This is a genomic window from Sneathiella sp. D3-11 (genome assembly GCF_055809395.1).
The window spans coordinates 2,824,668-2,846,849 of the sequence record NZ_CM147911.1; the positions used below are offsets into that span (position 1 = coordinate 2,824,668).

Consider the following 22,182-nt stretch of genomic DNA (forward strand, 5'->3'; position numbering starts at 1 on the left):
CCCGGTTTCCACCGATAATATTGCAGTGCACCTATGCAAAAAACGCATACCTTAAAAACCACCACCAAATCAGATCAATTTATATACAGCGCTTTTAGGCGCAGTTTCATTGGAAAAAAATGCCGGCCAAATAAATGGCCGGCAAGTCTAACAGGGAGGTATATGTCAAGAAGACATAGTATTGCAAAAAACTGGGAGGAGATTTTTGCAAAATCACTCAGGTTCATCACCTTCATGAAGACAAATATTGCGTCGCAACATCGTCTGCGGTCTTTCTATTAAATTTGGGAGAGTTAGAAAAGATCAATCTCGTCAACGCTACTATGCGTGACCCGCATAGCTTTGCCGGAGGTTCGCTAAAATGCGTACTCTTTGATCTTCTGAATGAGAAAATCGCGAAAAATGGTCACTCTCTTGGATTTTCTCAATTCTTCCGGATAAACATAATAGGTATCGAAGGTCGGACCACCTAGTTCAGGCAGAATACGGATGATATTGGTATGTCCATCAACGATGTAGTCGGGCAGGCTGGCGATGCCCAGGCCGCTTTGTACGGCAAGAAGCAACCCATAGACATTATTGACCTTGAAAACCGGTTCTTTCGTGCGACCGGCCTTGATCAGGTCCTTCAGCAGCCAATTCAAGTTCGCGATATTGGTAGGCGCTTCATCGCCATAGGTAATAAGATTGCTTTCAAGGATGTCTTCCAAACGGGTCGGGGTGCCATGCTTCTTCAGATAACTCGGAGAAGCATATACATGATGATTAACCGTCATCAATTTACGCTGGATAAGGTCAGGCTGCACGGGCGCGCGCAACCGGATGGCAATATCGGCTTCCCGCATGCCTAGGTCGAGCTCGCGATCGGCTAGGATAAGGTTGACGGTAATTTCCGGGTAAAGCTCGATGAACTCCCGTATGCGGGGCGTCAGCCAATTGGCGCCAAGCCCGACCGTTGCCGTTACTCTTAGCTCCCCTGACGGTTTTTCATGCGCGTCCATCAACTGCGCTTCCGTCATGGCGAGTTTCGCGAACACTTCATGGGCCGTCTGGAATAGCAATTCCCCCTGTTCTGTGAGGAGGAGGCCGCGGGCGTGCCTGTGGAACAGGGCGACCTGCAGGCTTTCTTCAAGGGCGCTGACCTGACGGCTGACGGCGGATTGGCTAAGATGCAGGGTCTCGCCAGCGCGCGTAAAGCTGCCAGCTTCAGCTACTGCATGGAATATGCGTAATTTGTCCCAATCCATATCGCTGCTCGCGGTGACATCCCGGATTATCCGTCAGATTGCCTTGCGATCTCCCTATTCGGCGGCTTCTGCCGAGGTGCTTTCATTTTCCGCAATAAATTTCTCGGCTTCCAGTGCCGCCATGCAACCGGTTCCTGCGGCGGTAACGGCCTGACGGTATATCTTGTCCTGGACATCGCCACAGGCGAAGATACCGGGAATATTTGTCGCGGTGGAATCGGGGGCTGTGATCAAATAGCCTTCGTCATCCATATCGAGCTTGCCTTTAAACATTTCCGTATTGGGCGAATGGCCGATAGCAATAAAGACGCCATGGACGGAAACATCTTGCGTTTCGCCAGTCTTGGTATTGCGAAGCCGCGCGCCGGTGACGCCAAACGGATCCTCCGCTCCCAGAATTTCATCCAAGGTGTGATCCCAGATAATCTCGATCTTTGGATTTTTCTTTAACCGTTCGACGAGAATTTTCTCCGCGCGCAGCTCATCCCGGCGATGAACCAGCGTTACCTTGTCGGCATGGTTGGTGAGGTAGATCGCCTCTTCCACCGCTGTATTGCCGCCGCCGATGACCATGACGTCCTTGCCACGATAGAAAAAGCCGTCGCAGGTCGCGCAGGCGGAAACGCCAAAACCCATGTATTTTTGCTCTGTCGGCAATCCGAGCCATTTCGCAGCGGCACCTGTTGCGACGACAACTGATTGGGCGATAAATTTAGTGCCCGAATCCGCCGTTGCGACAAACGGTCGTTGGTTGACATCCAGATCGACAATATAGTCGTTGAAAATGCGCGTACCGACGTTGCGGGCCTGCGCTTCCATCTGCTCCATCAACCAAGGGCCTTGTATAGGGTCCGCGAAGCCTGGATAGTTCTCCACATCTGTTGTGATTGTGAGCTGGCCGCCGGGTTGGATACCATGAACTAGAATCGGGTCAAGGGAGGCGCGGGCTGCGTAAATCGCAGCTGTATCACCGGCTGGGCCGGAGCCAATAATAAGAACATCCGTATGATGAATTTCCGCCATGTCGAACTCCGGGGCAAAATCGCTCTGATATCTAGGGTACAGGATTATTTATATCTTGCGGGGAGGCCATGCAAGAGTAAGCCGCAACTTTGCTCGCCATGCCAAAGATATTAGCCGGGTGATTATTCTGAAAAGCGTTTCTTCAGGATTTTCTCGACTTCATGCGCGATCTTCTGGGTTTCAAGGAGGGGCGGGTACTCCCAACGCTCCAGCTTACCCAAAAAGGGGCGCGTATATCCTTTTTCACGCATGCTTTGGTGAAAATGGTTGAACTTGGCGTTGCCACCCGGCAGCTCGAAAATATGCACCGGTTTTCCCATTGAGCATGCTTCGCAGACCATATTGACAGAATCGCCTGTGACAATGAGAGCGTCTGCAAGCGCGAGATAGCCGAAATATGGATTCTCGCCCTCACCAGTCCATAACTGATGCGGCACTCCTTTGAGAGCCGACTTCAGGATCGCTTCATTTTCAGAGCCCGTTCGCCGGGACGTCGTCACGAGATAGTTGCAACCCGTATCTTCATGTAACGCTTCCAGCTTCTGCGCGAGATCACGCATCACCTCTTCGGTCATATCATAGCAACCATTGCTTCCGCCTACGAGGACGGCAACAAGCGGAGAATTGAGATGTGCCACCTGAGGTGCAAATTTCTCTCCGGCTTCCCGCAGTTTTTCTGGGGTTATTCGGCCAAGCGCCCCGAGACAGACCAGCACATTCTCGCCGCGTAGTTTGTCATGCTCCGGCACAATGACCAGATCGAAACTCCCCGCATCGCAATTGGGTGTTTGAATATGGATTGTGAATGTTTTATCGCCGTTTGCCTTTTTTATTGCCAGATTGAGCGGGATTGACTGGCGACCGCAGCTAATCAGGACATCGGGCCATGGGGGCTCCAGCAGATCCCCTCGTTTATCGAGGGATTTGAGCGGGTTGATCCATAGATGCGGCGGCAGCCAGCGCCATGGTTTTGTTGTCCGGATTTTTTTACTTTAAAATCAAGCCTTAAGGCCTCAGCAAGACCAATGCATTGGATTTCCATTCCTGCGCTGCCGTCGGTGACCACCCAGCAGGATGCCTGACTAATTTTGCTGTTTGCACTCATTTTTCTGGCATAAGCCCTGTATCTTACGCGGGTCAAGTGTTTTGGCTCCGTTTTAAGTAATTTTCTTACCCTTTTGGCATAGTCCCTGCTTCTATAGCTTGGCGTCGCGCAATCTTTGTAATAATATTGCGCGTAACAGATAGTCGGAGGACATAAATGCAACGCGTAAAGCTGGACGAAATCGATCGCCGCATTCTGCATGATTTGCAGGAAAACGGGCGCATCACCAATGTAGAACTGGCAAAAAACGCCGGAATTTCCGCCCCTCCCTGTCTCCGGCGGGTTCGGGCCCTCGAAGAGGCCGGATATATTGAGGGATATCATGCGCAACTGAACTCGGAACATCTTGGGTTTGGAGTTACCGTTTTCGCACTGGTCGGCTTGCAAAGTCAGGCGGAAACTGATCTTTCTGCGTTTGAAACTCTGGTCAAGAGCTGGCCGCTGGTTCGTGAATGCTACATGCTGGCCGGCGAAAACGACTTTATTCTAAAAGTTGTGGCGAAGGACTGGGATACATATCAGCATTTCCTGACCCATGAATTAACTGGCGCACCGAATGTAGAGCATGTGAAGACGTCGCTTGGCATCCGGGTGTCGAAATTCCTGCCTGGCGTGCCGGTTGAACTCGGGGGTGGCCGGGAAGACATCGAAAAAGACTAGAAATATCAAAACGCACTGTTTTTAGAAAAAGATTGGGAGACTCTTTTGACTAAAAATCCATATCAAGCTGATCTCGATAGCAATCGCGCAAATTATGAGCCTCTGTCACCGCTGACATTTTTGTCCCGGTCTGCGGACGTTTACCCTGATAAGACCGCGATTGTGCATGGTGACCTAACCTATAGCTACAGGGAATTTTATGCGCGCGCGCGCAGGCTCGCAAGTGCAATTACTAAACATGGCATTGGAGAGGGGGACACGGTGTCGATGATGGCCCCGAATATCCCGTCCGTGTTGGAGGCCCACTACGGTGTGCCCATGACTGGGGCCGTTCTCAATACGCTAAATACCCGCCTTGACGCTGAGGCGCTTGCCTTCATCCTTGATCATGCAGAGTGTAAGATGTTGCTGACGGATCGGGAATTTTCTCCCCTGATCAAGGAAGCCTTAACGCTGACTAAATCCCAGCCAATCGTTATTGATATAGATGATTCTCTCGCTGAAAGCGGCGAATTGATCGGCGATATGGAGTATGAGGCCTTCCTTGCGACAGGCGATCCAGAATTTGACTGGCAGGGGCCAGCGGACGAATGGCAGGCCATTTCTCTTAATTACACGTCTGGAACAACCGGTGATCCCAAGGGGGTAGTCTATCATCATCGCGGTGCTTATCTCTCGGCCATGGGAAATGCGGTGTCCTGGAGCTTGCCGAAGCATCCGGTGTATCTTTGGACACTTCCCATGTTTCATTGCAATGGCTGGTGCTTTCCCTGGACATTGACGGCTGTTGGCGGCACTCATGTTTGCTTGCGTAAAATTGAAGCAAGCGCAATTTATTCCGAGATGCAGCGCAACAAAGTTGATCATATGTGCGGCGCGCCGATTATTCTTTCAATGCTGATCAACGCATCGGATGAAGATAAGGCGAAGGCGCCGTCGGGCGTGAAGTTCATGGTCGCGGCGGCACCGCCCCCGGCAACAGTGCTCGCAGAAATGGATGACATGGGATTTGATGTTACACATGTGTATGGGCTGACAGAAACTTATGGCCCCTCTGTTCTGTGCGACTGGAATTCGGACTGGAACGAAAAATCAGTGGAGGATCGGGCGGCGCTTAAGGCGCGTCAGGGCGTACGCTATCACGCGCTGGCTGATCTTGATGTGATGGACCCGGAGACCATGACGCCTGTGCCGCATGACGGCGCCACAATGGGCGAGGTGATGCTGCGTGGTAATTTGATCATGAAGGGCTATTTAAAGAACCCGAAAACTACACAGGCCTCCTTTAAGGATGGCTGGTTCCATTCCGGTGACCTCGGTGTGATTCATGAAGACGGCTATCTGGAACTCCGAGATCGATCGAAGGATATTATCATTTCAGGCGGCGAGAATATATCCACCATTGAAGTCGAAGGCGTGCTCTATAAGCACCCGGCGGTGCTGGAAGCTGCTGTGGTTGCTCGTCCCGATGATAAATGGGGGGAAACGCCCTGCGCCTTTATTACCTTACGTGAGGGAAAAACGGCATCCGAGAAGGAAATCATCCAGTTTTGCCGTGAGAATATGGCCCATTTCAAATGTCCAAAAACAGTTATCTTTGAGGAACTCCCGAAAACGTCCACGGGAAAGGTGCAGAAATTTGTTCTCCGGGAACGGGCCAAGAATATCTGATCGTTTTATTTACCGTGGTTCGATTATCAAAAAATTAACCAAGAATAGGCCATATTGGTCGCCAGTTCTTGTTTAGGAGGGCACGAAATTGAGCCATTATTTGGTAACAGAAGAAAATCCAGAGGGCAAAAAGCTTGAGGATGTACTTTCTATGATCCGAAAGGACATACTGGACCGCTGTGCGCTGATCACGGATGATCCGCGGGCAGAGGCAAAAGCCGTATTGGCCAATAATATGCGGATCCTTAATCTTTTGACGGATGCGGTATTGCTGGCAGAAGACAGTACCAGCATACTTGATAAAGCATTCGGGCCTAGCCAAGCGTCAAAAGGTGGCCCGCCCCGTATTGGTCATCTGTAAGATTTTGGAATAGCATCAGAATTAATTGAGGGGGCTGCCATATCTGGCGCCCCCTCTTTTTTTATGCCTCAACCTGTCAGACTTGCTTCTGATGGGCGAGATTAAAACTCTGAAACCGCTTAAGAGTCAAGAGGCTATGTTACAATTTTATGAAACTCTTATGTGTCGTTGGCCAAAAAAAGAGCCGCCCATAAATAGGCGGCTCAAGTCAACAGGGAGGCGTCATGAAGACTGGAATAGGGATTCCAACCTTCTGCAGCCCAAATCGGGCTACAGCATTCAACCTAACCATCAATTATTAAATTACAATTAACGAATATATATATTTAGGTTTTTTCTTCAGATTTTAGTTGTGATTCTCCTTATTGGAGAATCATGCGCGGTGCTATAACCGCTAGCTTTTGAAGAATCCGTCCGCCGCGTTCAGGGCAGCTTCCTTTTTGGCAATGACCTTTTTTGTCTTCTCGATTTCCTCCGTCAGAGCGGCAATGTAGTCATGAAGGTCATCTATCGACATGCTATCGAAATTGACCGGTTTTTGTCCAAGGGCGGGTTTGCCGTCATCATCACTTGTCATCGTCATATTCCTCAATATGCTAGGCTGCAATTCTGATAAGAATAATGAATCGTTCCATGACAGTCTGCAATTTTGCGCGGAACTGCTCAAAATAACCCGGAGAATAAAATGACAACTCTACCCGAGACAATGACAGCCATCGAAATCAAGGAGTTTGGCGGACCGGAAGGATTGGTGCCTGCAAGTCGCCCAGTGCCATCGCCCGCTCATGATGAAGTGCTGATCAAGGTTGCTGCTGCTGGAGTAAACCGGCCGGATGTGTTGCAGCGTAAGGGAGGATATGCGCCGCCTCCGGGTGCGTCTGATATTCCCGGCCTCGAAGTTTCCGGAACTGTTGTGGCGGCAGGCGCGGGTGTTACAAAATATAAAGTGGGAGATCAACTCTGTGCGCTGGTCGCCGGTGGCGGCTATGCGGAGTATTGCGTTGCGCCGGAAGCGCAATGCCTGGATATCCCAAAGGGATTTGATCTGGTTGAGGCTGCGGCCATCCCGGAAACCTTCTTCACTGTTTGGACAAATGTGTTCGATCGCGGACATTTGACGGGCGGTGAGACTTTTCTGGTGCATGGCGGCGCGAGCGGTATTGGCACGACAGCGATCCAGCTCGCTAAAGCATTCGGCGCGCGCGTGTTCACAACGGCATCGACAGATGAAAAATGCCGCGCGGTGGAAAAGCTCGGTGCGGAGCGCGGGATCAACTATAAAACTGAAGATTTCGTCTCCGTCGTCAAGGAACTCACAGACGGTAAGGGCGTTGATCTTGTTCTTGATATGGTGGGTGGGGATTATATTCAACGCAACATTTCAGCGCTTGCGGTAGAGGGGCGTCTTGTCTATATCGCTTTTCTTGGCGGGGCAGAGGTCAAGGTAAATTTCGCGGCTATGATGCTGAAGCGGCTGACGATCACCGGATCAACCCTGCGCCCGCAATCTGTTCAGGCAAAAGCCGAGATTGGAGAGCGGCTAAAGGCGAAAGTGTGGCCTTTGCTGTCCGCCGGTACAGTGAAGCCGGTAATGGATAGTACTTTTCCCTTGAACGAGGCGGCTGCGGCTCATCGCCGGATAGATGATTCCTCCCATATCGGGAAAATCGTTTTAAAGGTTTAGGTGTGGACTTTGGGGCTGTTTTTCGCCATATACATACAAGAATTATATACAGGCCCGAATATTCTGTAATCGGACCGAAAAGGAGACTATATGGTAACGCCATTATTGCCAAAGGCGACGGCTGTTTGGCTCATTGACAATACATCCTTGTCATTCAATCAGATTGCGGATTTTTGCGGCCTGCATTCGCTGGAAGTTCAGGGAATTGCGGATGGCGAAGTTGCTGTGGGTATTGTCGGGCTTGACCCGGTTGCCAACGGGCAACTGACTCAGGAAGAGATAGACCGCTGTCAGGAAGATACAACGGCCCGACTTGAAATCAGCAAGCCTGCGGGCGATGTGCCTCAGCCTCGTCGGCGGGGAGGACGCTACACACCTGTTTCGCGTCGCGGTGATCGTCCGGATGCCATCACATGGCTGATCAAGTTCCATCCCGAGCTGACGGATGCACAGATTTCGAAGCTGGTTGGTACAACGAAAACGACAATTAATGCTGTGCGTGACCGGTCCCATTGGAATTCCCAGAATATCCGCCCGCGGGATCCTGTCAGCCTCGGTATCTGCACCCAGCTCGAACTGGATGAGGCCGTTAAGAAATCTGCTCATCGTCGTACGGACGAAGATCGGGGCAAATTGATGGAAGAGGTTGCTGCGGCCGTTGCCGCCGAGGCTGCCGCTGTTCCGCTTACGCCTTACGAATTGAAAAAGCAGCAGGTTCAGAAAGAAGAAGCCTATGATCCGCGCGCTGAGGCTGAGGCTGTCTTTGGGAAAGCGGCAGAGAAGAAAAAGGACGAAGATGGCGATAAGAAAAATGCCGCCAAAAATTTTGAAGATTTGTTTAAGTCATCTTCCAAAGATTGATTACCGGCTAGCAATAGAGAAAAACCGCGGAAATTCACTTTTTCGCGGTTTTTTTGATATCTACAGGTTCGGATGCGGCGCTTTGTCTCGTTGCTATCTATTGACAATCTGACCAGACAATTGTTTTTCTAAAATCAAATAATACAAATTTCGGGAGGCAACCTATGGCCAGCTATGAAGAAGATTACAAGGTGTCTTTGCATGATCCTGAAGCTTTCTGGGCGGCTGCCGCGCAGGAGATCAGTTGGAGCAAGCCCTGGGACCGCGTACTGAACGCGGATAACCCGCCCTTTTATCGCTGGTTTGAAGGTGCGGAGATGAACACCTGCTACAACTGTCTGGATCGGCATGTTGAAGATGGGAGAGGGGATCAGGACGCTCTTATTTACGACAGCCCGATGACGGGACAGGTCAGGAAATATACATATCAGGAACTAACCGATACAGTTGCGCGTTTTGCCGGTGCTTTGGCGGGTCTAGGCATAACAAAGGGCGATCGGGTTCTGATTTATATGCCAATGGTACCGGAGGCGGCAATTGCGATGCTGGCATGTGCCAGGATAGGGGCGATACATTCTGTTGTATTTGGTGGATTTGCACCTAAGGAACTGGCGACACGTATTGATGATGCCAAGCCCGTTGCGATCATTGCGGCTTCATGTGGACTGGAGCCGAACCGCACGATCGCCTATAAACCCTTGATTGATGACGCGATTGATATGTCCACTCATAAACCGGCCAATTGCATTATTTTGCGACGCCCGGAATGTGAGGCAGAATTGAAGGCAGGCCGCGATCATGACTGGCGCGTGCTGGAAGCCGATGCAGAACCAACGCCCTGTGTTCCCGTTGCCGCGACTGACCCGCTCTATATTCTTTATACTTCGGGTACGACGGGGGTGCCCAAGGGTGTTGTTCGAGACAATGGCGGTCATGCTGTCGCGCTTCGCTGGTCCATGAAGTATGTGTATGATATCGAACCGGGAGAAGTTTTCTGGGCAGCGTCCGATGTTGGATGGGTTGTCGGTCATTCTTATATCGTTTATGCGCCGCTCTTGCACGGATGCACGACTATCTTGTTTGAAGGGAAACCTGTTGGGACACCGGATGCGGGAACCTTCTGGCGGGTGATTGAGGATCATAAGGTAAAGGCCCTTTTCACGGCGCCGACCGCGTTTCGCGCCATTCGACAGCAAGACCCGGAAGGGAAACTTATTCCAGATTATGACCTCAGCAAATTTGTGACCTTGTTTTTGGCTGGAGAGCGTGCAGATCCTGACACGATCATCTGGGCGCAGGATCAACTTAAAGTGCCTGTTATTGATCATTGGTGGCAAACGGAAACCGGCTGGGCAATTGGCGCGAACTGCATGGGCTACGGCATGAAGCCTGTAAAACTTGGCAGTCCAACTTATCCGGTTCCGGGTTATGACATCCGGATTATTAATGAAGAAGATGGTACTACAGAAATGAAACGTGGTGAAATCGGTGTAATTGCTGTGAAGTTGCCACTACCTCCCGGATCATTGCCGACACTTTGGCAGAATGATAAGGGATATGTTCAGGCCTATATGGCAGACATTCCGGGTTATTATAAAACGGGAGATGCCGGGTATATTGATGAAGACGGCTATCTGTTCATCATGGCGCGCACCGATGACATTATCAATGTCGCCGGGCATCGTCTCTCTACCGGCGGCATGGAAGAAGTGCTCGCAGGTCACCGGGATGTTGCAGAATGTGCTGTCATGGGGGTTAAAGACGAGCTTAAAGGGCAGATTCCGATGGGCTTCGTTGTTCTGAACGCTGGCGTAAATCGTTCTGAGGAAGAAATTCAAAAAGAACTGGTTGCCCTTGTGCGGGAAAAGATTGGACCGGTGGCGGCCTTTAAACTTGCGCTTGTTGTAAAAAGACTTCCCAAGACCCGGTCAGGAAAAATTCTTCGTGGCGTTATGCGAAAAATTGCCGATGGGGAAGATTATAAGGCGCCGGCGACAATTGATGATCCAGAAGTCCTGGTGGAAATCACAGAAGCTCTGTCGAAAGCCGGGTATCCGGCGGAAAGTTAGGCGCGGGAGCAGGGATTGTTATTTTGGTTTGGCGTTTGCCAGAGCGATAATGATCGGCTCGGCATTCGGATCCTTATCGTCCTTGATCCGCTTCGCCGCGACATAGGTCAATAAGTCCAGATGAATCCGGATGAGAGGCAGGGTCAGGGCGGAAGACTTGAAGTCGCTGGTTGTCAGTTCACATATGCCTTCGCCGATTGTCCCCATGATCGGGTAACCGAAGGAGCCTCCCATGCCTTTCAAGTCATGTCCTTGACGAAAGATGATTGTTTGCTCCGGCTCCCCGCCGTTGCCTGCTTCAAGATTGCTCAAGGCCGTCTCAATTCTTTCAATCACTGCCGGGATGCTCGCAAGAAACTCCTCAGTGAGCCCGGCCATTTTCTTGGCCATGCGCTTTTCCATTTCCTTGAGCGATATTCCTCCCGAAGACCCGACCTTGTTCTTTAAGGTGGCCTTTGGATGGTGAATTTCATATCCCTCCATCTTGACAATTTTAGTCATAGAGAGCCTCTCAATGTGAAGTTTTTCCATGCCGTGGACATCGCTTGTGTCATATCATTGCCGCCTTTCCATACCCTCATAGCCGCGCATAGCCCGCCTTCGGTCTGGACCGATGTATTCGGATGCCTTGATAAATGCACGAGGATTTTCAATCATCCAAACCAGCCGGTCATGAAGTGAGCCTACGGATACAGGCTTTGAAAGAAACTCTGTTGCGCCTGCATCTCTCGCCTCCATAACGTTCGCCAGCTTAGTTTGGCCTGACAATACCAGGATCGGCGTATAGCGATCGACACCTTTTTCGCCTGCCCGAATTCGCTTTATCAAATCCAGGCCATTTTCCGGATTTAGTGAGAGGTCTGTTATGACAACATCCGGTGGATCCTCCAGCATCTCAGCAAAGCACCTTTTCGCGTCATAGCATCCCCGTGAACTGACGATATTCATAGCCAGCAAAATGCTTTTTATGAGCAGATGCATGTTTTTATTGTCATCGACAAAGATAATATTGAGGTTTCTGAAGTTGTAGTGAATAGACATTGGCTCAACTTATGGTTAATTTTCCGTCTCAATATGGTTCATGCTTGGGATACTAATCAATAATTGCTAATTTTTATTAAAGGGTGACATTAAACATTTGCAAGGCTGTGAAAGCAAATAAATGCTGTAATTCTAATTCATAAAATACTTAGAACGGGAGGTGAGGATGCCAAAAACCATAGATATTGACGCTGTCCTAAATACATTAACACCGCTTCGTAACCGCAGTCACGATACATCGGAAGAAGAGGCGCGTGCAGCATTTGCCACTCTCGCGCCCTTTAACAATGGCGCTGTTTTTACGGGAAGCTTTGACGGAACCAGCCCGTGGGAGCGACATAATGGCGGTGATGAACTTGTTCACATCCTGAAAGGGGAGACACGCCTGACTATCCTGTCTGAGAAAACGGAAAATATTCTTGAACTGAAAGAAGGAATGATGACGGTAGTCCCGAAGGGCTGCTGGCATCGATTTCACGCGCCGGATGGTGTAACGGTTTTAACCGCTACGCCTCAGCCGACAGAACATTCCACGGCAGAGGATCCACGCTAATGTCGTTTTATTTCGGGAGAGAGCAACCCATGGCGAGGGGTGCCATGGGTTTAAAAAACGGGAGGGTGAGTTAGCCGACGTAGTTGACTTCGATGACTTCATACGCTTTGGAGCCGCCGGGTGTCATCACTTCGATGCTGTCGCCCTGTTCTTTGCCGATAAGCGCACGGGCAAGTGGTGCGGTAATAGAAAGGCGGCCTTCTTCGATATTGCTTTCGTCTTCACCGACAATCTGATAGCTCGTTTCTTCATCCGTATCTTCATCGGCCAGCAAAATCGTCGCGCCGAACTTGATCTGGCGCCCGGAAATAGAAGACACATCAATGACTTCCGCGCGGCCAAGTTTATCGGCAAGCTCGGCGATGCGGCCTTCAATAAGAGACTGCTGTTCTTTCGCGGCATGATACTCTGCGTTTTCGGACAAATCTCCATGCTCGCGGGCGGTCGCGATTGCCTGAATAACCGCCGGACGCGCCGTCGATTTCAGTTCTTTTAACTCTTTTTCGAGCCGAGCGTATCCCGCCGCAGTTATTGGTAGTCTTTCCATCTGAAATCTCAATTACGTAGTTTGCCAATCGCAAAAGCTGCCTTGACTAAAGTTTCATACCAAGCTTGTCAAGGAATTAAGAATAGGATTGAAGGGATTTAACTTCAAGTGTCCCTGTTATAATTTTCTCAATTGCCTGAACCGTTGCGTTAGCCCCAGCGACTGTCGTTGTGTAAGGCGTTTTCATAACAAGGGCCGTATGGCGAATATCATAGCTGTCAAGAAGTGCCTGAGCACCTTCCGTCGTATTGAAGACCAATGCAATTTCGCCATTCTTCATAGTATCGATGATATTTGGTCGACCTTCCATCACCTTGTTCACGCGCGTCACCTCAAGGCCCTGTTCACTAAAGTATTTCGCGGTTCCACCGGTAGAGACGATCTTGAAACCAAGGTTGATCAGCTTGGCAACGGCATTCTTTATCATTGCCTTGTCAAGGTCTTTGACTGACACGAAAACAGTTCCTTCGGTTGGAAGTTTGACCCCCGCTGCAATCTGGGACTTCAGAAAAGCAGCGCCGAAATCCGTATCGATCCCCATAACCTCACCCGTGGAACGCATCTCCGGTCCCAAAATCACATCCACGCCGGGGAACCGGGAGAACGGGAAAACTGCTTCTTTTACAGTCACATGGTCAAGTTTTCGATATTTAAGGTCGAACGCAGCCAGCTCTTCGCCCGCCATAACGCGTGCGGCTATCTTGGCAATGGGGTAGTTAATGCTTTTAGCAACGAAAGGAACAGTGCGGCTTGCCCGAGGATTAACCTCCAGAATGTAAATGACGTCGCCCTTGATCGCGTACTGGACGTTCATCAAACCAACGACATTTAGTGCGAGAGCCATGGCTTCTGTTTGCCTTTTGATCTCCGCGATAAGCTCATCCGAAAGCGTATGTGGCGGTAGTGCGCAGGCGCTATCGCCCGAGTGAATGCCTGCTTCCTCGATATGTTCCATGATGCCGGCGACAAAGACCGATTTGCCGTCACACAAGCAATCGACGTCGACTTCAATTGCGTTCTGAAGATATCCATCAACCAGAACCGGGTTTTCGCCAGAAACAATTACCGCTTCACGCATATAGCGTTCAAGTGATTCACCATCGCGGACGATTTCCATCCCGCGACCTCCGAGAACATAGGACGGGCGGACAACAACGGGATATCCAATTCTTTCCGCGATGTCGAATGCCTCTGGAACAGACCGGGCAATACCATTCTCGGGTTGTTTAAGATTTAGTTTGTGAAGAAGCTGCTGAAACCTTTCGCGGTCTTCAGCAAGATCAATCGCGTCTGGCGACGTGCCAAGGATGGGAACGCCTGCCGCTTCCAATCCGGCGGCAAGTTTGAGCGGGGTCTGGCCGCCAAACTGAACGATCACACCATGGAGCGTTCCATTCGACTGTTCTTTTCGGATAATCGCGAGGGTATCTTCAACAGTTAAGGGCTCAAAATAGAGCCGGTCCGAGGTGTCATAATCGGTGGACACAGTCTCCGGGTTGCAATTGACCATGATGGTTTCATACCCCGCCTCCGAAAGGGCATAGGCGGCGTGAACGCAGCAGTAGTCAAACTCTATCCCCTGACCGATACGGTTTGGACCGCCGCCCAGAATAATGACTTTTTTCGCGTCGGTCGGTTCTGCTTCACAGACGGTGTCGTCCCATTCGTTGCCTTCATATGTCGAATACATATAGGGCGTTTGGGAAGGAAACTCTCCGGCGCAAGTGTCGATACGTTTATAGACCGGCTCTATCCCAAATTTTTTACGCGCAGCAAACACATGCGCCTCCCGCGTCCCGGCAAGTTCAGCAAGCCGCTGATCACTGAATCCTGTTGATTTCAGTTTGAGAAGACCGCCTTTTGTCGTGGGAATACCATTTTCCTTTACCGCATTTTCCAGCTCGACGATGGATTGGATTTGGGCAAGGAACCAGGGTTCATACTTGCTAGCGGCCCGAACTTCCTCAAGGGTCAGACCTTCGCGGAAGGCTTGCGCGATATTCAGAATGCGTTCTGGCGTCGGTTGGGCGAGGATGGCCTGAATGCGTTGTTTGTCCGCGTGCGGCTCACCGGGGCCCGTGAAGCTTTGCTCATTGAGACCGGTAAGGCCGGTTTCCAGAGACCGCAGCGCTTTTTGCAGGCTTTCCGTAAATGTCCGGCCGATCGCCATGGCCTCGCCGACAGACTTCATAGCGGTCCCTAGTTTTGCTTCGGCACCGGTGAATTTCTCGAAGGTGAAACGCGGAATCTTGGTAACCACATAGTCAATGGTTGGTTCGAACGATGCGGGGGTGACGCCGGTAATATCGTTATCAAGTTCATCAAGCGTATAGCCAACGGCGAGCTTGGCGGCAATTTTTGCAATTGGGAAGCCAGTCGCCTTGGAGGCTAGCGCGCTAGAGCGAGAAACGCGTGGGTTCATCTCAATAATAATTAGGCGGCCATTTTCCGGATTAACAGCAAACTGGACGTTGGAGCCTCCGGTCTCCACCCCGATTTCCCGCAATACGGCAATCGAGGCATTACGCATAATCTGGAATTCTTTGTCGGTAAGCGTCAGAGCCGGGGCGACCGTGATAGAGTCGCCTGTATGGACGCCCATCGGATCGACATTTTCGATGGAACAAATGATGATGCAATTATCCGCCTTGTCGCGGACAACTTCCATCTCATATTCTTTCCAACCGACGATGCTTTCTTCCACTAATACTTCCGTAGTGGGGGAAGCATCCAAACCGCCAGTGACAATCTCTTCAAATTCTTCGCGGTTATAAGCGATCCCGCCGCCCGTTCCGCCCATCGTAAAAGAAGGACGGATAATACAGGGGAGATTTACCTCCTCCAGCACTTTCCAGGCTTCCTCTAGTGTGTGGGCGACTGCGCTTAATGGCATATCGAGGCCGATTTTCAGCATTGCAGTGCGGAACTGGTCGCGGTCTTCTGCCTTGGCAATGGCTTCTCTGTTGGCGCCGATCAGCTGTACGCGGTACCGCTCAAGCGCCCCATTTTCGGCGAGCGCCAAGGCTGTATTCAGCGCGGTCTGTCCGCCCATGGTCGGCAGAATGGCGTCCGGCCGCTCTTTCTCTATGATTTTCTCAACGATTTCCGGTGTGATGGGTTCCACATAGGTGGCATCGGCCAGACCCGGATCGGTCATGATTGTCGCCGGATTGGAGTTCACCAGAATGACCCGGTAGCCTTCTTCTTTCAGGGCCTTGCAGGCCTGAGTGCCGGAATAGTCAAATTCACAGGCCTGGCCGATAATAATGGGCCCGGCGCCGATGATCATGATGGACTGAATATCGGTACGTTTAGGCATTTTTTCTATCGACCAGATCTATAAACCGTTTGAAGAGATATTGGCTGTCCTGCGGGCCGGGGCTTGCTTCGGGATGGTACTGCACGGAGAAAACCGGCTTACCATCGACCTTAAGCCCTTCAACCACGCCGTCGAACAGGGATTTGTGGGTCTCCGTCACCCCATCGGGCAGGCTGTCTCGCTTGACGACGAATCCATGATTTTGCGAGGTAATTTCGACCTTGCCTGTTGTCAGGTCCTTGACCGGCTGATTGGCGCCGCGGTGGCCCTGATGCATTTTCATTGTTTCCGCACCGAGTGCTATGGCCAGCATCTGATGGCCGAGGCAGATCCCGAAAGTGGGGACGCCGCTATCAACACATTCACGGATTATCGGCACAGCATATTTACCGGTTGCGGCCGGATCGCCGGGACCGTTGGCGAGGAAAATTCCGTCTGGCTTGAGTGCCATGATTTCATCATAGGTCGCGGTCGCCGGTACCACCGTGATACGGCAACCAAGCTCCGCCAAACAGCGAAGGATATTCCGTTTCACTCCGTAATCGACGGCCACAATATGGCGCGTAGGTTTTGTCTGTGCACCGTAACCGCTCTGGATGTTCCAGTTTGTCTCCGACCACTCATAGGGTTCTTTGCAGGAGACCTCCTTCGCAAGGTCCATACCTTCCAGGCCCGGCCAGCTTGCGGCCTTTTCATGAAGAGCGGCAATATCAAATTTGCCATCCTTGCGATGGGCGATGACGCCGTTGGGTGCGCCGGATTTGCGGATAAAATGGGTGAGGCGGCGCGTATCGATGCCGGAAATACCGACTAGTTTGCGAGATTTTAGCCACTCATCGAGGGAGCCAATTGCGCGCCAGTTCGCAGGGTCTGTAATATCGGCGCGGATAATCAATCCATTTGCGGCAATACCGGAAGTTTCTATATCCTCATTATTGAAACCGACGTTTCCGATATGGGGAAATGTAAAGGTTATGAGCTGTCCGGCAAAGGAGGGATCCGTCAGGCTTTCCTGATAGCCCGTCATCGATGTATTGAAGCATACTTCACCGACTGTGTCGCCTTCGGCGCCGATACCGAAGCCGTGAAATACGGTGCCATCGCCCAGCACAAGGACCGCTGTCGCCATCCGTTCGCTGTTCAGATCGACCGCGTCTCCGCTGTTTTCATAAGACATGATAATAGGGACCCTCTTGCGGTAATTCCGCTGAGCCGAAATTTCTCTGGCCTGATAGTTGAATATTGCGCAGCAACATAAGCAGTTTGTAGTAGCGCGTCAAGTTTTTCGACGCAAAAAATAATCTTTAAAATCAATGACTTAGCAATAATATTTGGTTTGCCTTAAACCATGGTTTCAGCTAGTATGTCGCCTTTCTTCACTATAGATTCGGATATTTATGTTACGGAACGAAATAAAAGAGTCACTAAAAGTAGCAATGAAATCAAAGGATAAGCGGCGGATCTCAACGTTACGTCTTATCCTTGCAACATTGCAGGACCGGGACCTTGCCGCGCGAGATAAAGGCGCGGAAGAGGGAATCACGGATGACGAAATTCTGCAGATGCTGACCACTATGGTGCGTCAACGGAAAGAATCAATTGCCGCTTATGAAAAGGGCGGTCGGGTTGATCTCGCCACAGCGGAGCAGGAGGAAATTGATATTATATCAGACTATCTGCCGAAGCAGTTTGACGAGGCGGAAACCCGCAAAGCGGTGGAGGCTGTTATTGCGGATATAGACGCTAACGGCCTGAAGGATATGGGGCGGACAATGGCTGAGCTGAAAACCCGGTATGCCGGTCAGATGGATTTTTCCAAGGCGAGCGCTATCGTAAAGGATACGCTTGGCGCGTAAACCTGTCGGATAGATTTTAGATGATCATCATTTAATAATTTAACCGGTTAAATTATTAAATTAGGTTGGACAAAGAGATGGCCTTTCCGCCACATTTCATGGAAGAGCTTAAGGCGCGTGTAAGCCTCGCGGATTTAATTGGTCGCCGAACAAAACTCACCAAGAAGGGCCGGGAATATTCCGGCCTTTGTCCGTTTCATAATGAGAAAACCCCCTCCTTCACGGTTAATGAGGAGAAGGGTTTCTATCACTGCTTCGGTTGCGGTGCCAATGGCGACTTGATTGAATTCGTCAAACAGACCGAAGGGGTGGCTTTTCCTGAAGCCGTTGAACGGCTCGCAGCGCTTGCCGGTCTGGAGATGCCGGTGGAACGGCCGGAAGAGAAAGCACGACAGCAGCGCACCGCCACGCTTCATGACGCCATGGAGCTGGCCGGGAAATGGTTTTCCTCCCAATTGGCGAGCCAAGGCCGGAACCGGTGCACGAGGGTATCTATCTCGCCGTCAGGTATCAGATGCAGCGGTCGCAAATTTTCGATTGGGCTTCGCACCAAATAGCCGAACGGCCTTAAAGGAAGCGTTGATAGCGCGCGGTGTGACGGAAGCGACGCTGATCGAAGGGGGGCTTATCATCAAGCCAGACGATGGTCGGGAGAGTTATGACCGCTTCCGCGACCGCCTGATGTTTCCTATCACGGACCGGCGGGGACGTGTAATCGCCTTTGGTGGGCGGGCGCTCGGCGATGCCCCGGCCAAGTATCTAAATTCCCCCGAAACGCCTCTCTTTCACAAGGGGCATGTTCTTTATAATTTGGCATTGGCGCGTCAGAAGACATTTGATTCCGGCATGATCATTGTAGCCGAAGGCTATATGGATGTGATCGCGCTGAGTGAAGCGGGTTTCACGCAATCAGTCGCACCGCTTGGAACTGCCATTACTGAAGATCAACTGCAAATCCTTTGGAAGATGGCAGCGGAGCCTATTTTGTGTCTTGATGGCGATACGGCGGGTTGGCGTGCAGCGTTGCGTGCGTCGGAACGTGCCCTGCCGCTTCTCCGTCCGGGCCATTCTTTGAGATTTGCGTTGCTCCCGGCCGGGCTTGATCCGGATGACCTTATCCGGAAAGAGGGCGCCGGCGCGATGCGGGCCATTCTTGATAAAGCCCTGCCGCTGTCAGAAATCCTCTGGCGGAAGGAAACAGAGGGCCGTTCTGTTGACACACCAGAGCGGAAAGCAGCTCTTGAAAAAGCTTTATATGGTTTGTGTGATGAGATGCGCGATCCAGCAGTGCAAGGGTATTACCGTAACTTCTTTAAAGAAAAGCTCTGGCAGGCTTTTCGGAAGAAACAGGGCGCAACTGAACGAACATTAAGCGGGCGTTCAGATCGTAATCGATTCGGGCGATTCGCAGATCGATCAGGTGATTCGCACAAAATGCCCTCGGCCACCCTTCGAAAGGCATCTGTGCCGGATGGTGCCCGACGAGAGGAATTAATCCTGCTAACCGCAGTAAATCACCCGGAAATACTGGAAAATCACTTTGATACTCTGGCGTCGTTGCATCTCGCCAGCCCTCAACTTGACAGAATACGGCGGGCAATAATAGATATTGCTACGGTCGAGATCATCCCTTGACTATTCAGGCATGGCGCACCATTTAGCTAAACGTAATTTGTCTGAACAGGTAAAGAGATTGCAGGGGCCGACAACCAAGTCACTGGACTGGTTTGTTGATCCTGCTGCGGCAAATGAAGACGCGCTGAACGCTTGGCTACATATTGTGGACCGCCACAAACTGGAGGCAATGCAAAAAGATCTGGAAGCGGCGGAGCGTCAATTGGGAGAAAACGTAACATCGGAAAATCTCGATCGATTGAAGATGGCGAAGAAAGCATTGGAGGAGGCCTCGGGGAATGAGGCGAACCTTGACGGTTTTGGACTGGCGTCCGGCCGCAATAAGATTGTTTAGACAGGCAAGCCCATTTGGACCCGCAAGGGCGGGGCAGATTTAGCGGAATTTTTCAGGAGTTAGAATTTATGGCGACAAAGAGTGCGGAAGCCGTTGATACGTCGGATCAGAGCGATGAAAGTCCTGATAGCCCGTTAATTGATGCCTCGCAAGCAGCTGTTAAGAAGATGCTCGCGAAAGCGAAGGAAAAGGGATATGTGACCTTCGACGAGTTAAACGCGGTGCTGCCTCAGGATCAGATGTCGTCAGAGCAGATTGAGGACACAATGTCCTTGCTCTCGGAAATGGGCATCAATGTTGTCGAGAATGATGAAGAGGGCGGAGATGAAACGCCTGCGCCTCAGAGTAAAGACAGTGATGACGATGACGATGACGAGGTGCCGGAAAAAAGCGTAAAGGAAACGCCAGAAAAGCCTGCATCAACTGCGGGTGATCGCACGGATGATCCCGTCCGGATGTATCTGCGTGAAATGGGTACAGTAGAGCTTCTCTCGCGTGAGGGTGAAATCGCCATCGCAAAGCGGATTGAGGCCGGTCGGGGTAAACTCATTGGTGCCATTTGTGAAAGCCCGCTAACCATTCGTGCTATTCTGAACTGGCGCGAATTGATGCTTCAGGAAAAGCTCCTGCTACGGGATGTGATCGACCTTGACGCGACGTATGGCGCGGGCGCGGCGGCTGAAAAAGCGCTGCAAGAAGGGTTTAGCGAAGATAGCGAGGACGACGAGCTTCCCGCTAAGGGCCTGAGCGAGGATGACGAAGACAGCGATTCCGATTCTGAGGAAAGTGACGACGACAAAGAAGAGGAAGACGGCGAAGAAGGCAGCAGCAAGGAAAGTGACGACGACGAGGATGACGCCGAAGAAAATACGATGTCTCTCGCGGCCCTTGAAGAGACACTGAAACCGGAAGTCTTCGAACGTTTCGATGAAATTGCAAAAACATATAAGAAACTGCATAAACTTCAGGAGGCTCGTCTGACGGCGGCACTGGAAAATGAATCCGTCTCTAACTCGCAGGAAAAGAAGTACGAAAAGCTGAAGCTTGAATTGGTGAAGCTTATGGACGATGTCCATCTCACAAACAACCGAATTGAGGCGCTGGTCGACCAGCTATACGGTATTAACCGTCGGCTGATGAGCCTGGAAGGCAAGCTTTTGCGTCTGGCTGAGCGTCACAAGGTTTCCCGCGCGAGCTTTCTCGAAAATTATTTCGGAAATGAGCTCGATCCCGGCTGGGTAGATAAAATGGGGGTCCTCAAGGCCAAAGGCTGGAAGGATTTTGTCGCGAATGAGACGAGCAGCATTGGTGATATTCGAACCGAAATTATCAAAATCAGCTCCGAATTCGGTATGCCGATGAATGAATTCCGCCGCATCGTCAGCACGGTGCAGCAGGGCGAGCGGGAGGCCAGCCGCGCCAAGAAGGAAATGGTAGAGGCCAATCTCCGTCTTGTTATCTCAATTGCCAAGAAATACACTAATCGCGGACTGCAGTTTCTTGACCTCATTCAGGAAGGTAATATCGGCCTGATGAAGGCGGTTGATAAGTTTGAATATCGCCGCGGCTATAAATTCTCGACTTACGCAACCTGGTGGATACGTCAGGCCATTACCCGCTCGATCGCGGACCAGGCCCGGACCATTCGTATTCCGGTGCATATGATTGAGACGATCAATAAGCTTGTCCGGACGTCACGTCAGATGCTCCATGAAATTGGCCGTGAGCCGACGCCGGAGGAGCTGGCCGTGAAGCTTGGCATGCCACTTGAAAAAGTGCGTAAAGTCATGAAGATCGCCAAGGAGCCGATCAGCCTCGAAACCCCCATCGGTGATGAAGAAGACAGTCATCTGGGTGATTTCATTCAGGACGAGAATGCAGTTCAGCCTCTCGATGCGGCGATTCAGTCGAATTTGCGCGAAACCACGACACGGGTTCTGGCCTCTCTCACCCCGCGTGAAGAGCGTGTGCTGCGCATGCGCTTCGGCATTGGCATGAATACAGATCATACGCTGGAGGAAGTGGGTCAGCAGTTCTCGGTTACTCGTGAACGTATTCGCCAGATTGAAGCAAAGGCGCTTCGCAAGTTGAAGCATCCGAGCCGTTCACGTAAACTGCGGAGTTTTCTTGATACTTAATCAGGCGCGCCAACGCGTCGATAAAATTGGTGAAAATTCATTTCGCCAATTGCGTCTCTTATGCGAACAGGCTAAATA

At 51.1% G+C, this 22,182-nt stretch carries 20 protein-coding genes and 1 pseudogene; 12 read left to right on the top strand and 9 right to left on the bottom strand.

Going from position 1 to position 22,182, the window contains the following annotated elements:
• Window positions 1-356: 356 nt before the first annotated feature.
• The 3 genes from AC0L73_RS14395 to AC0L73_RS14405 form a co-directional block, all read right to left on the bottom strand.
• Window positions 357-1,247, bottom strand: a complete 891-nt coding sequence (locus tag AC0L73_RS14395; RefSeq protein ID WP_227953133.1) for a LysR family transcriptional regulator — start codon at window positions 1,245-1,247, stop codon at window positions 357-359.
• Window positions 1,248-1,301: 54 nt separating this feature from the next.
• Window positions 1,302-2,270 carry a thioredoxin-disulfide reductase gene (trxB, locus tag AC0L73_RS14400; RefSeq protein ID WP_473654038.1) on the bottom strand — a complete coding sequence of 323 codons (969 nt, stop codon included), beginning with the start codon at window positions 2,268-2,270 and terminating at the stop codon, window positions 1,302-1,304.
• Between the two features lie 122 nt (window positions 2,271-2,392).
• Window positions 2,393-3,253: a mitochondrial fission ELM1 family protein gene (locus tag AC0L73_RS14405; protein WP_473655451.1), complete on the bottom strand. Its 861-nt coding sequence runs from the start codon at window positions 3,251-3,253 to the stop codon at window positions 2,393-2,395.
• A gap of 278 nt (window positions 3,254-3,531) precedes the next feature.
• Here AC0L73_RS14405 and AC0L73_RS14410 point away from each other — a divergent pair, with 278 nt between their 5' ends.
• From AC0L73_RS14410 to AC0L73_RS14420, 3 genes are all read left to right on the top strand, one after another.
• A complete protein-coding gene (locus AC0L73_RS14410) occupies window positions 3,532-4,035 on the top strand; it encodes an Lrp/AsnC family transcriptional regulator (protein WP_227953139.1) in 504 nt (167 codons plus the stop codon).
• Between the two features lie 45 nt (window positions 4,036-4,080).
• The gene (locus tag AC0L73_RS14415; protein WP_227953141.1) at window positions 4,081-5,706 is read left to right on the top strand and encodes an acyl-CoA synthetase; all 1,626 of its coding nucleotides are present in this window, start codon (window positions 4,081-4,083) and stop codon (window positions 5,704-5,706) included.
• A gap of 88 nt (window positions 5,707-5,794) precedes the next feature.
• Complete coding sequence (locus tag AC0L73_RS14420) at window positions 5,795-6,067, top strand: hypothetical protein (RefSeq protein ID WP_227953143.1); 273 nt, start codon at window positions 5,795-5,797, stop codon at window positions 6,065-6,067.
• Window positions 6,068-6,461: 394 nt separating this feature from the next.
• Here the strand turns inward: AC0L73_RS14420 and AC0L73_RS14425 are convergent, their stop codons facing one another.
• Entirely contained in the window at window positions 6,462-6,644 is a 183-nt protein-coding gene (locus AC0L73_RS14425) for a DUF1192 domain-containing protein (RefSeq protein ID WP_227953145.1), read from the bottom strand.
• Window positions 6,645-6,752: 108 nt separating this feature from the next.
• Between AC0L73_RS14425 and AC0L73_RS14430 the strand changes: the two genes are divergently transcribed.
• The 3 genes from AC0L73_RS14430 (at window position 6,753) to AC0L73_RS14440 (ending at window position 10,681) form a co-directional block, all read left to right on the top strand.
• Window positions 6,753-7,751, top strand: a complete 999-nt coding sequence (locus AC0L73_RS14430) for an NAD(P)H-quinone oxidoreductase (protein WP_227953147.1) — start codon at window positions 6,753-6,755, stop codon at window positions 7,749-7,751.
• Between the two features lie 90 nt (window positions 7,752-7,841).
• Complete coding sequence (locus AC0L73_RS14435; RefSeq protein ID WP_227953149.1) at window positions 7,842-8,612, top strand: DUF1013 domain-containing protein; 771 nt, start codon at window positions 7,842-7,844, stop codon at window positions 8,610-8,612.
• A gap of 164 nt (window positions 8,613-8,776) precedes the next feature.
• Window positions 8,777-10,681, top strand: coding sequence for a propionyl-CoA synthetase (locus AC0L73_RS14440; protein ID WP_473654039.1), 1,905 nt, complete (start codon window positions 8,777-8,779; stop codon window positions 10,679-10,681).
• 18 nt (window positions 10,682-10,699) lie between these two features.
• Here AC0L73_RS14440 and AC0L73_RS14445 read toward each other — a convergent pair whose 3' ends face one another.
• Complete coding sequence (locus tag AC0L73_RS14445; RefSeq protein WP_227953153.1) at window positions 10,700-11,182, bottom strand: Hpt domain-containing protein; 483 nt, start codon at window positions 11,180-11,182, stop codon at window positions 10,700-10,702.
• Window positions 11,183-11,236: 54 nt separating this feature from the next.
• Window positions 11,237-11,722 carry a response regulator gene (locus tag AC0L73_RS14450; protein ID WP_227953155.1) on the bottom strand — a complete coding sequence of 162 codons (486 nt, stop codon included), beginning with the start codon at window positions 11,720-11,722 and terminating at the stop codon, window positions 11,237-11,239.
• Between the two features lie 166 nt (window positions 11,723-11,888).
• Here AC0L73_RS14450 and AC0L73_RS14455 point away from each other — a divergent pair, with 166 nt between their 5' ends.
• Complete coding sequence (locus tag AC0L73_RS14455; RefSeq protein WP_227953157.1) at window positions 11,889-12,275, top strand: cupin domain-containing protein; 387 nt, start codon at window positions 11,889-11,891, stop codon at window positions 12,273-12,275.
• Between the two features lie 70 nt (window positions 12,276-12,345).
• Here the strand turns inward: AC0L73_RS14455 and greA are convergent, their stop codons facing one another.
• The 3 genes from greA to carA form a co-directional block, all read right to left on the bottom strand.
• The gene (greA, locus tag AC0L73_RS14460) at window positions 12,346-12,822 is read right to left on the bottom strand and encodes a transcription elongation factor GreA (RefSeq protein ID WP_227953159.1); all 477 of its coding nucleotides are present in this window, start codon (window positions 12,820-12,822) and stop codon (window positions 12,346-12,348) included.
• A 76-nt stretch (window positions 12,823-12,898) separates the two neighbouring features.
• Window positions 12,899-16,141, bottom strand: a complete 3,243-nt coding sequence (gene carB / locus AC0L73_RS14465) for a carbamoyl-phosphate synthase large subunit (RefSeq protein ID WP_473654040.1) — start codon at window positions 16,139-16,141, stop codon at window positions 12,899-12,901.
• Window positions 16,134-17,318 (bottom strand): glutamine-hydrolyzing carbamoyl-phosphate synthase small subunit, encoded by a 1,185-nt coding sequence (carA, locus tag AC0L73_RS14470; protein WP_473654041.1) that lies wholly within the window; start codon window positions 17,316-17,318, stop codon window positions 16,134-16,136. The genes carB and carA overlap by 8 nt, the downstream gene beginning before the upstream one ends.
• A 220-nt stretch (window positions 17,319-17,538) precedes the next feature.
• On the opposite strand from carA, the gene AC0L73_RS14475 reads away from it, so the two are divergent.
• The 5 genes and pseudogenes from AC0L73_RS14475 (at window position 17,539) to rpoD (ending at window position 22,104) form a co-directional block, all read left to right on the top strand.
• A complete protein-coding gene (locus AC0L73_RS14475; RefSeq protein ID WP_473654042.1) occupies window positions 17,539-17,997 on the top strand; it encodes a GatB/YqeY domain-containing protein in 459 nt (152 codons plus the stop codon).
• 98 nt (window positions 17,998-18,095) lie between these two features.
• A pseudogene (locus AC0L73_RS14480) lies at window positions 18,096-18,356 on the top strand (CHC2 zinc finger domain-containing protein); the annotation flags it as partial.
• Between the two features lie 55 nt (window positions 18,357-18,411).
• Window positions 18,412-19,632, top strand: coding sequence for a DNA primase (gene dnaG, locus AC0L73_RS14485; RefSeq protein ID WP_473654043.1), 1,221 nt, complete (start codon window positions 18,412-18,414; stop codon window positions 19,630-19,632).
• Window positions 19,633-19,690: 58 nt separating this feature from the next.
• Complete coding sequence (locus AC0L73_RS14490; protein ID WP_473654044.1) at window positions 19,691-19,966, top strand: hypothetical protein; 276 nt, start codon at window positions 19,691-19,693, stop codon at window positions 19,964-19,966.
• Window positions 19,967-20,034: 68 nt separating this feature from the next.
• A complete protein-coding gene (gene rpoD, locus AC0L73_RS14495) occupies window positions 20,035-22,104 on the top strand; it encodes an RNA polymerase sigma factor RpoD (protein ID WP_227953169.1) in 2,070 nt (689 codons plus the stop codon).
• Window positions 22,105-22,182: the final 78 nt, after the last annotated feature.

Excerpts from the sequence above, each read along its gene's own strand:
- AC0L73_RS14450 (WP_227953155.1), bottom strand. The coding sequence starts at position 11,722 with ATGTCTATTCACTACAACTTCAGAAACCTCAATATTATCTTTGTCGAT.
- greA (WP_227953159.1), bottom strand. The coding sequence starts at position 12,822 with ATGGAAAGACTACCAATAACTGCGGCGGGATACGCTCGGCTCGAAAAA.
- AC0L73_RS14410 (WP_227953139.1), top strand. The coding sequence starts at position 3,532 with ATGCAACGCGTAAAGCTGGACGAAATCGATCGCCGCATTCTGCATGAT.
- AC0L73_RS14475 (WP_473654042.1), top strand. The coding sequence starts at position 17,539 with ATGTTACGGAACGAAATAAAAGAGTCACTAAAAGTAGCAATGAAATCA.
- AC0L73_RS14455 (WP_227953157.1), top strand. The coding sequence starts at position 11,889 with ATGCCAAAAACCATAGATATTGACGCTGTCCTAAATACATTAACACCG.
- AC0L73_RS14445 (WP_227953153.1), bottom strand. The coding sequence starts at position 11,182 with ATGACTAAAATTGTCAAGATGGAGGGATATGAAATTCACCATCCAAAG.
- rpoD (WP_227953169.1), top strand. The coding sequence starts at position 20,035 with ATGGCGACAAAGAGTGCGGAAGCCGTTGATACGTCGGATCAGAGCGAT.
- carA (WP_473654041.1), bottom strand. The coding sequence starts at position 17,318 with ATGTCTTATGAAAACAGCGGAGACGCGGTCGATCTGAACAGCGAACGG.
- dnaG (WP_473654043.1), top strand. The coding sequence starts at position 18,412 with ATGACGCCATGGAGCTGGCCGGGAAATGGTTTTCCTCCCAATTGGCGA.
- AC0L73_RS14435 (WP_227953149.1), top strand. The coding sequence starts at position 7,842 with ATGGTAACGCCATTATTGCCAAAGGCGACGGCTGTTTGGCTCATTGAC.
- AC0L73_RS14430 (WP_227953147.1), top strand. The coding sequence starts at position 6,753 with ATGACAACTCTACCCGAGACAATGACAGCCATCGAAATCAAGGAGTTT.
- AC0L73_RS14425 (WP_227953145.1), bottom strand. The coding sequence starts at position 6,644 with ATGACAAGTGATGATGACGGCAAACCCGCCCTTGGACAAAAACCGGTC.
- AC0L73_RS14440 (WP_473654039.1), top strand. The coding sequence starts at position 8,777 with ATGGCCAGCTATGAAGAAGATTACAAGGTGTCTTTGCATGATCCTGAA.
- carB (WP_473654040.1), bottom strand. The coding sequence starts at position 16,141 with ATGCCTAAACGTACCGATATTCAGTCCATCATGATCATCGGCGCCGGG.
- AC0L73_RS14395 (WP_227953133.1), bottom strand. The coding sequence starts at position 1,247 with ATGGATTGGGACAAATTACGCATATTCCATGCAGTAGCTGAAGCTGGC.
- trxB (WP_473654038.1), bottom strand. The coding sequence starts at position 2,270 with ATGGCGGAAATTCATCATACGGATGTTCTTATTATTGGCTCCGGCCCA.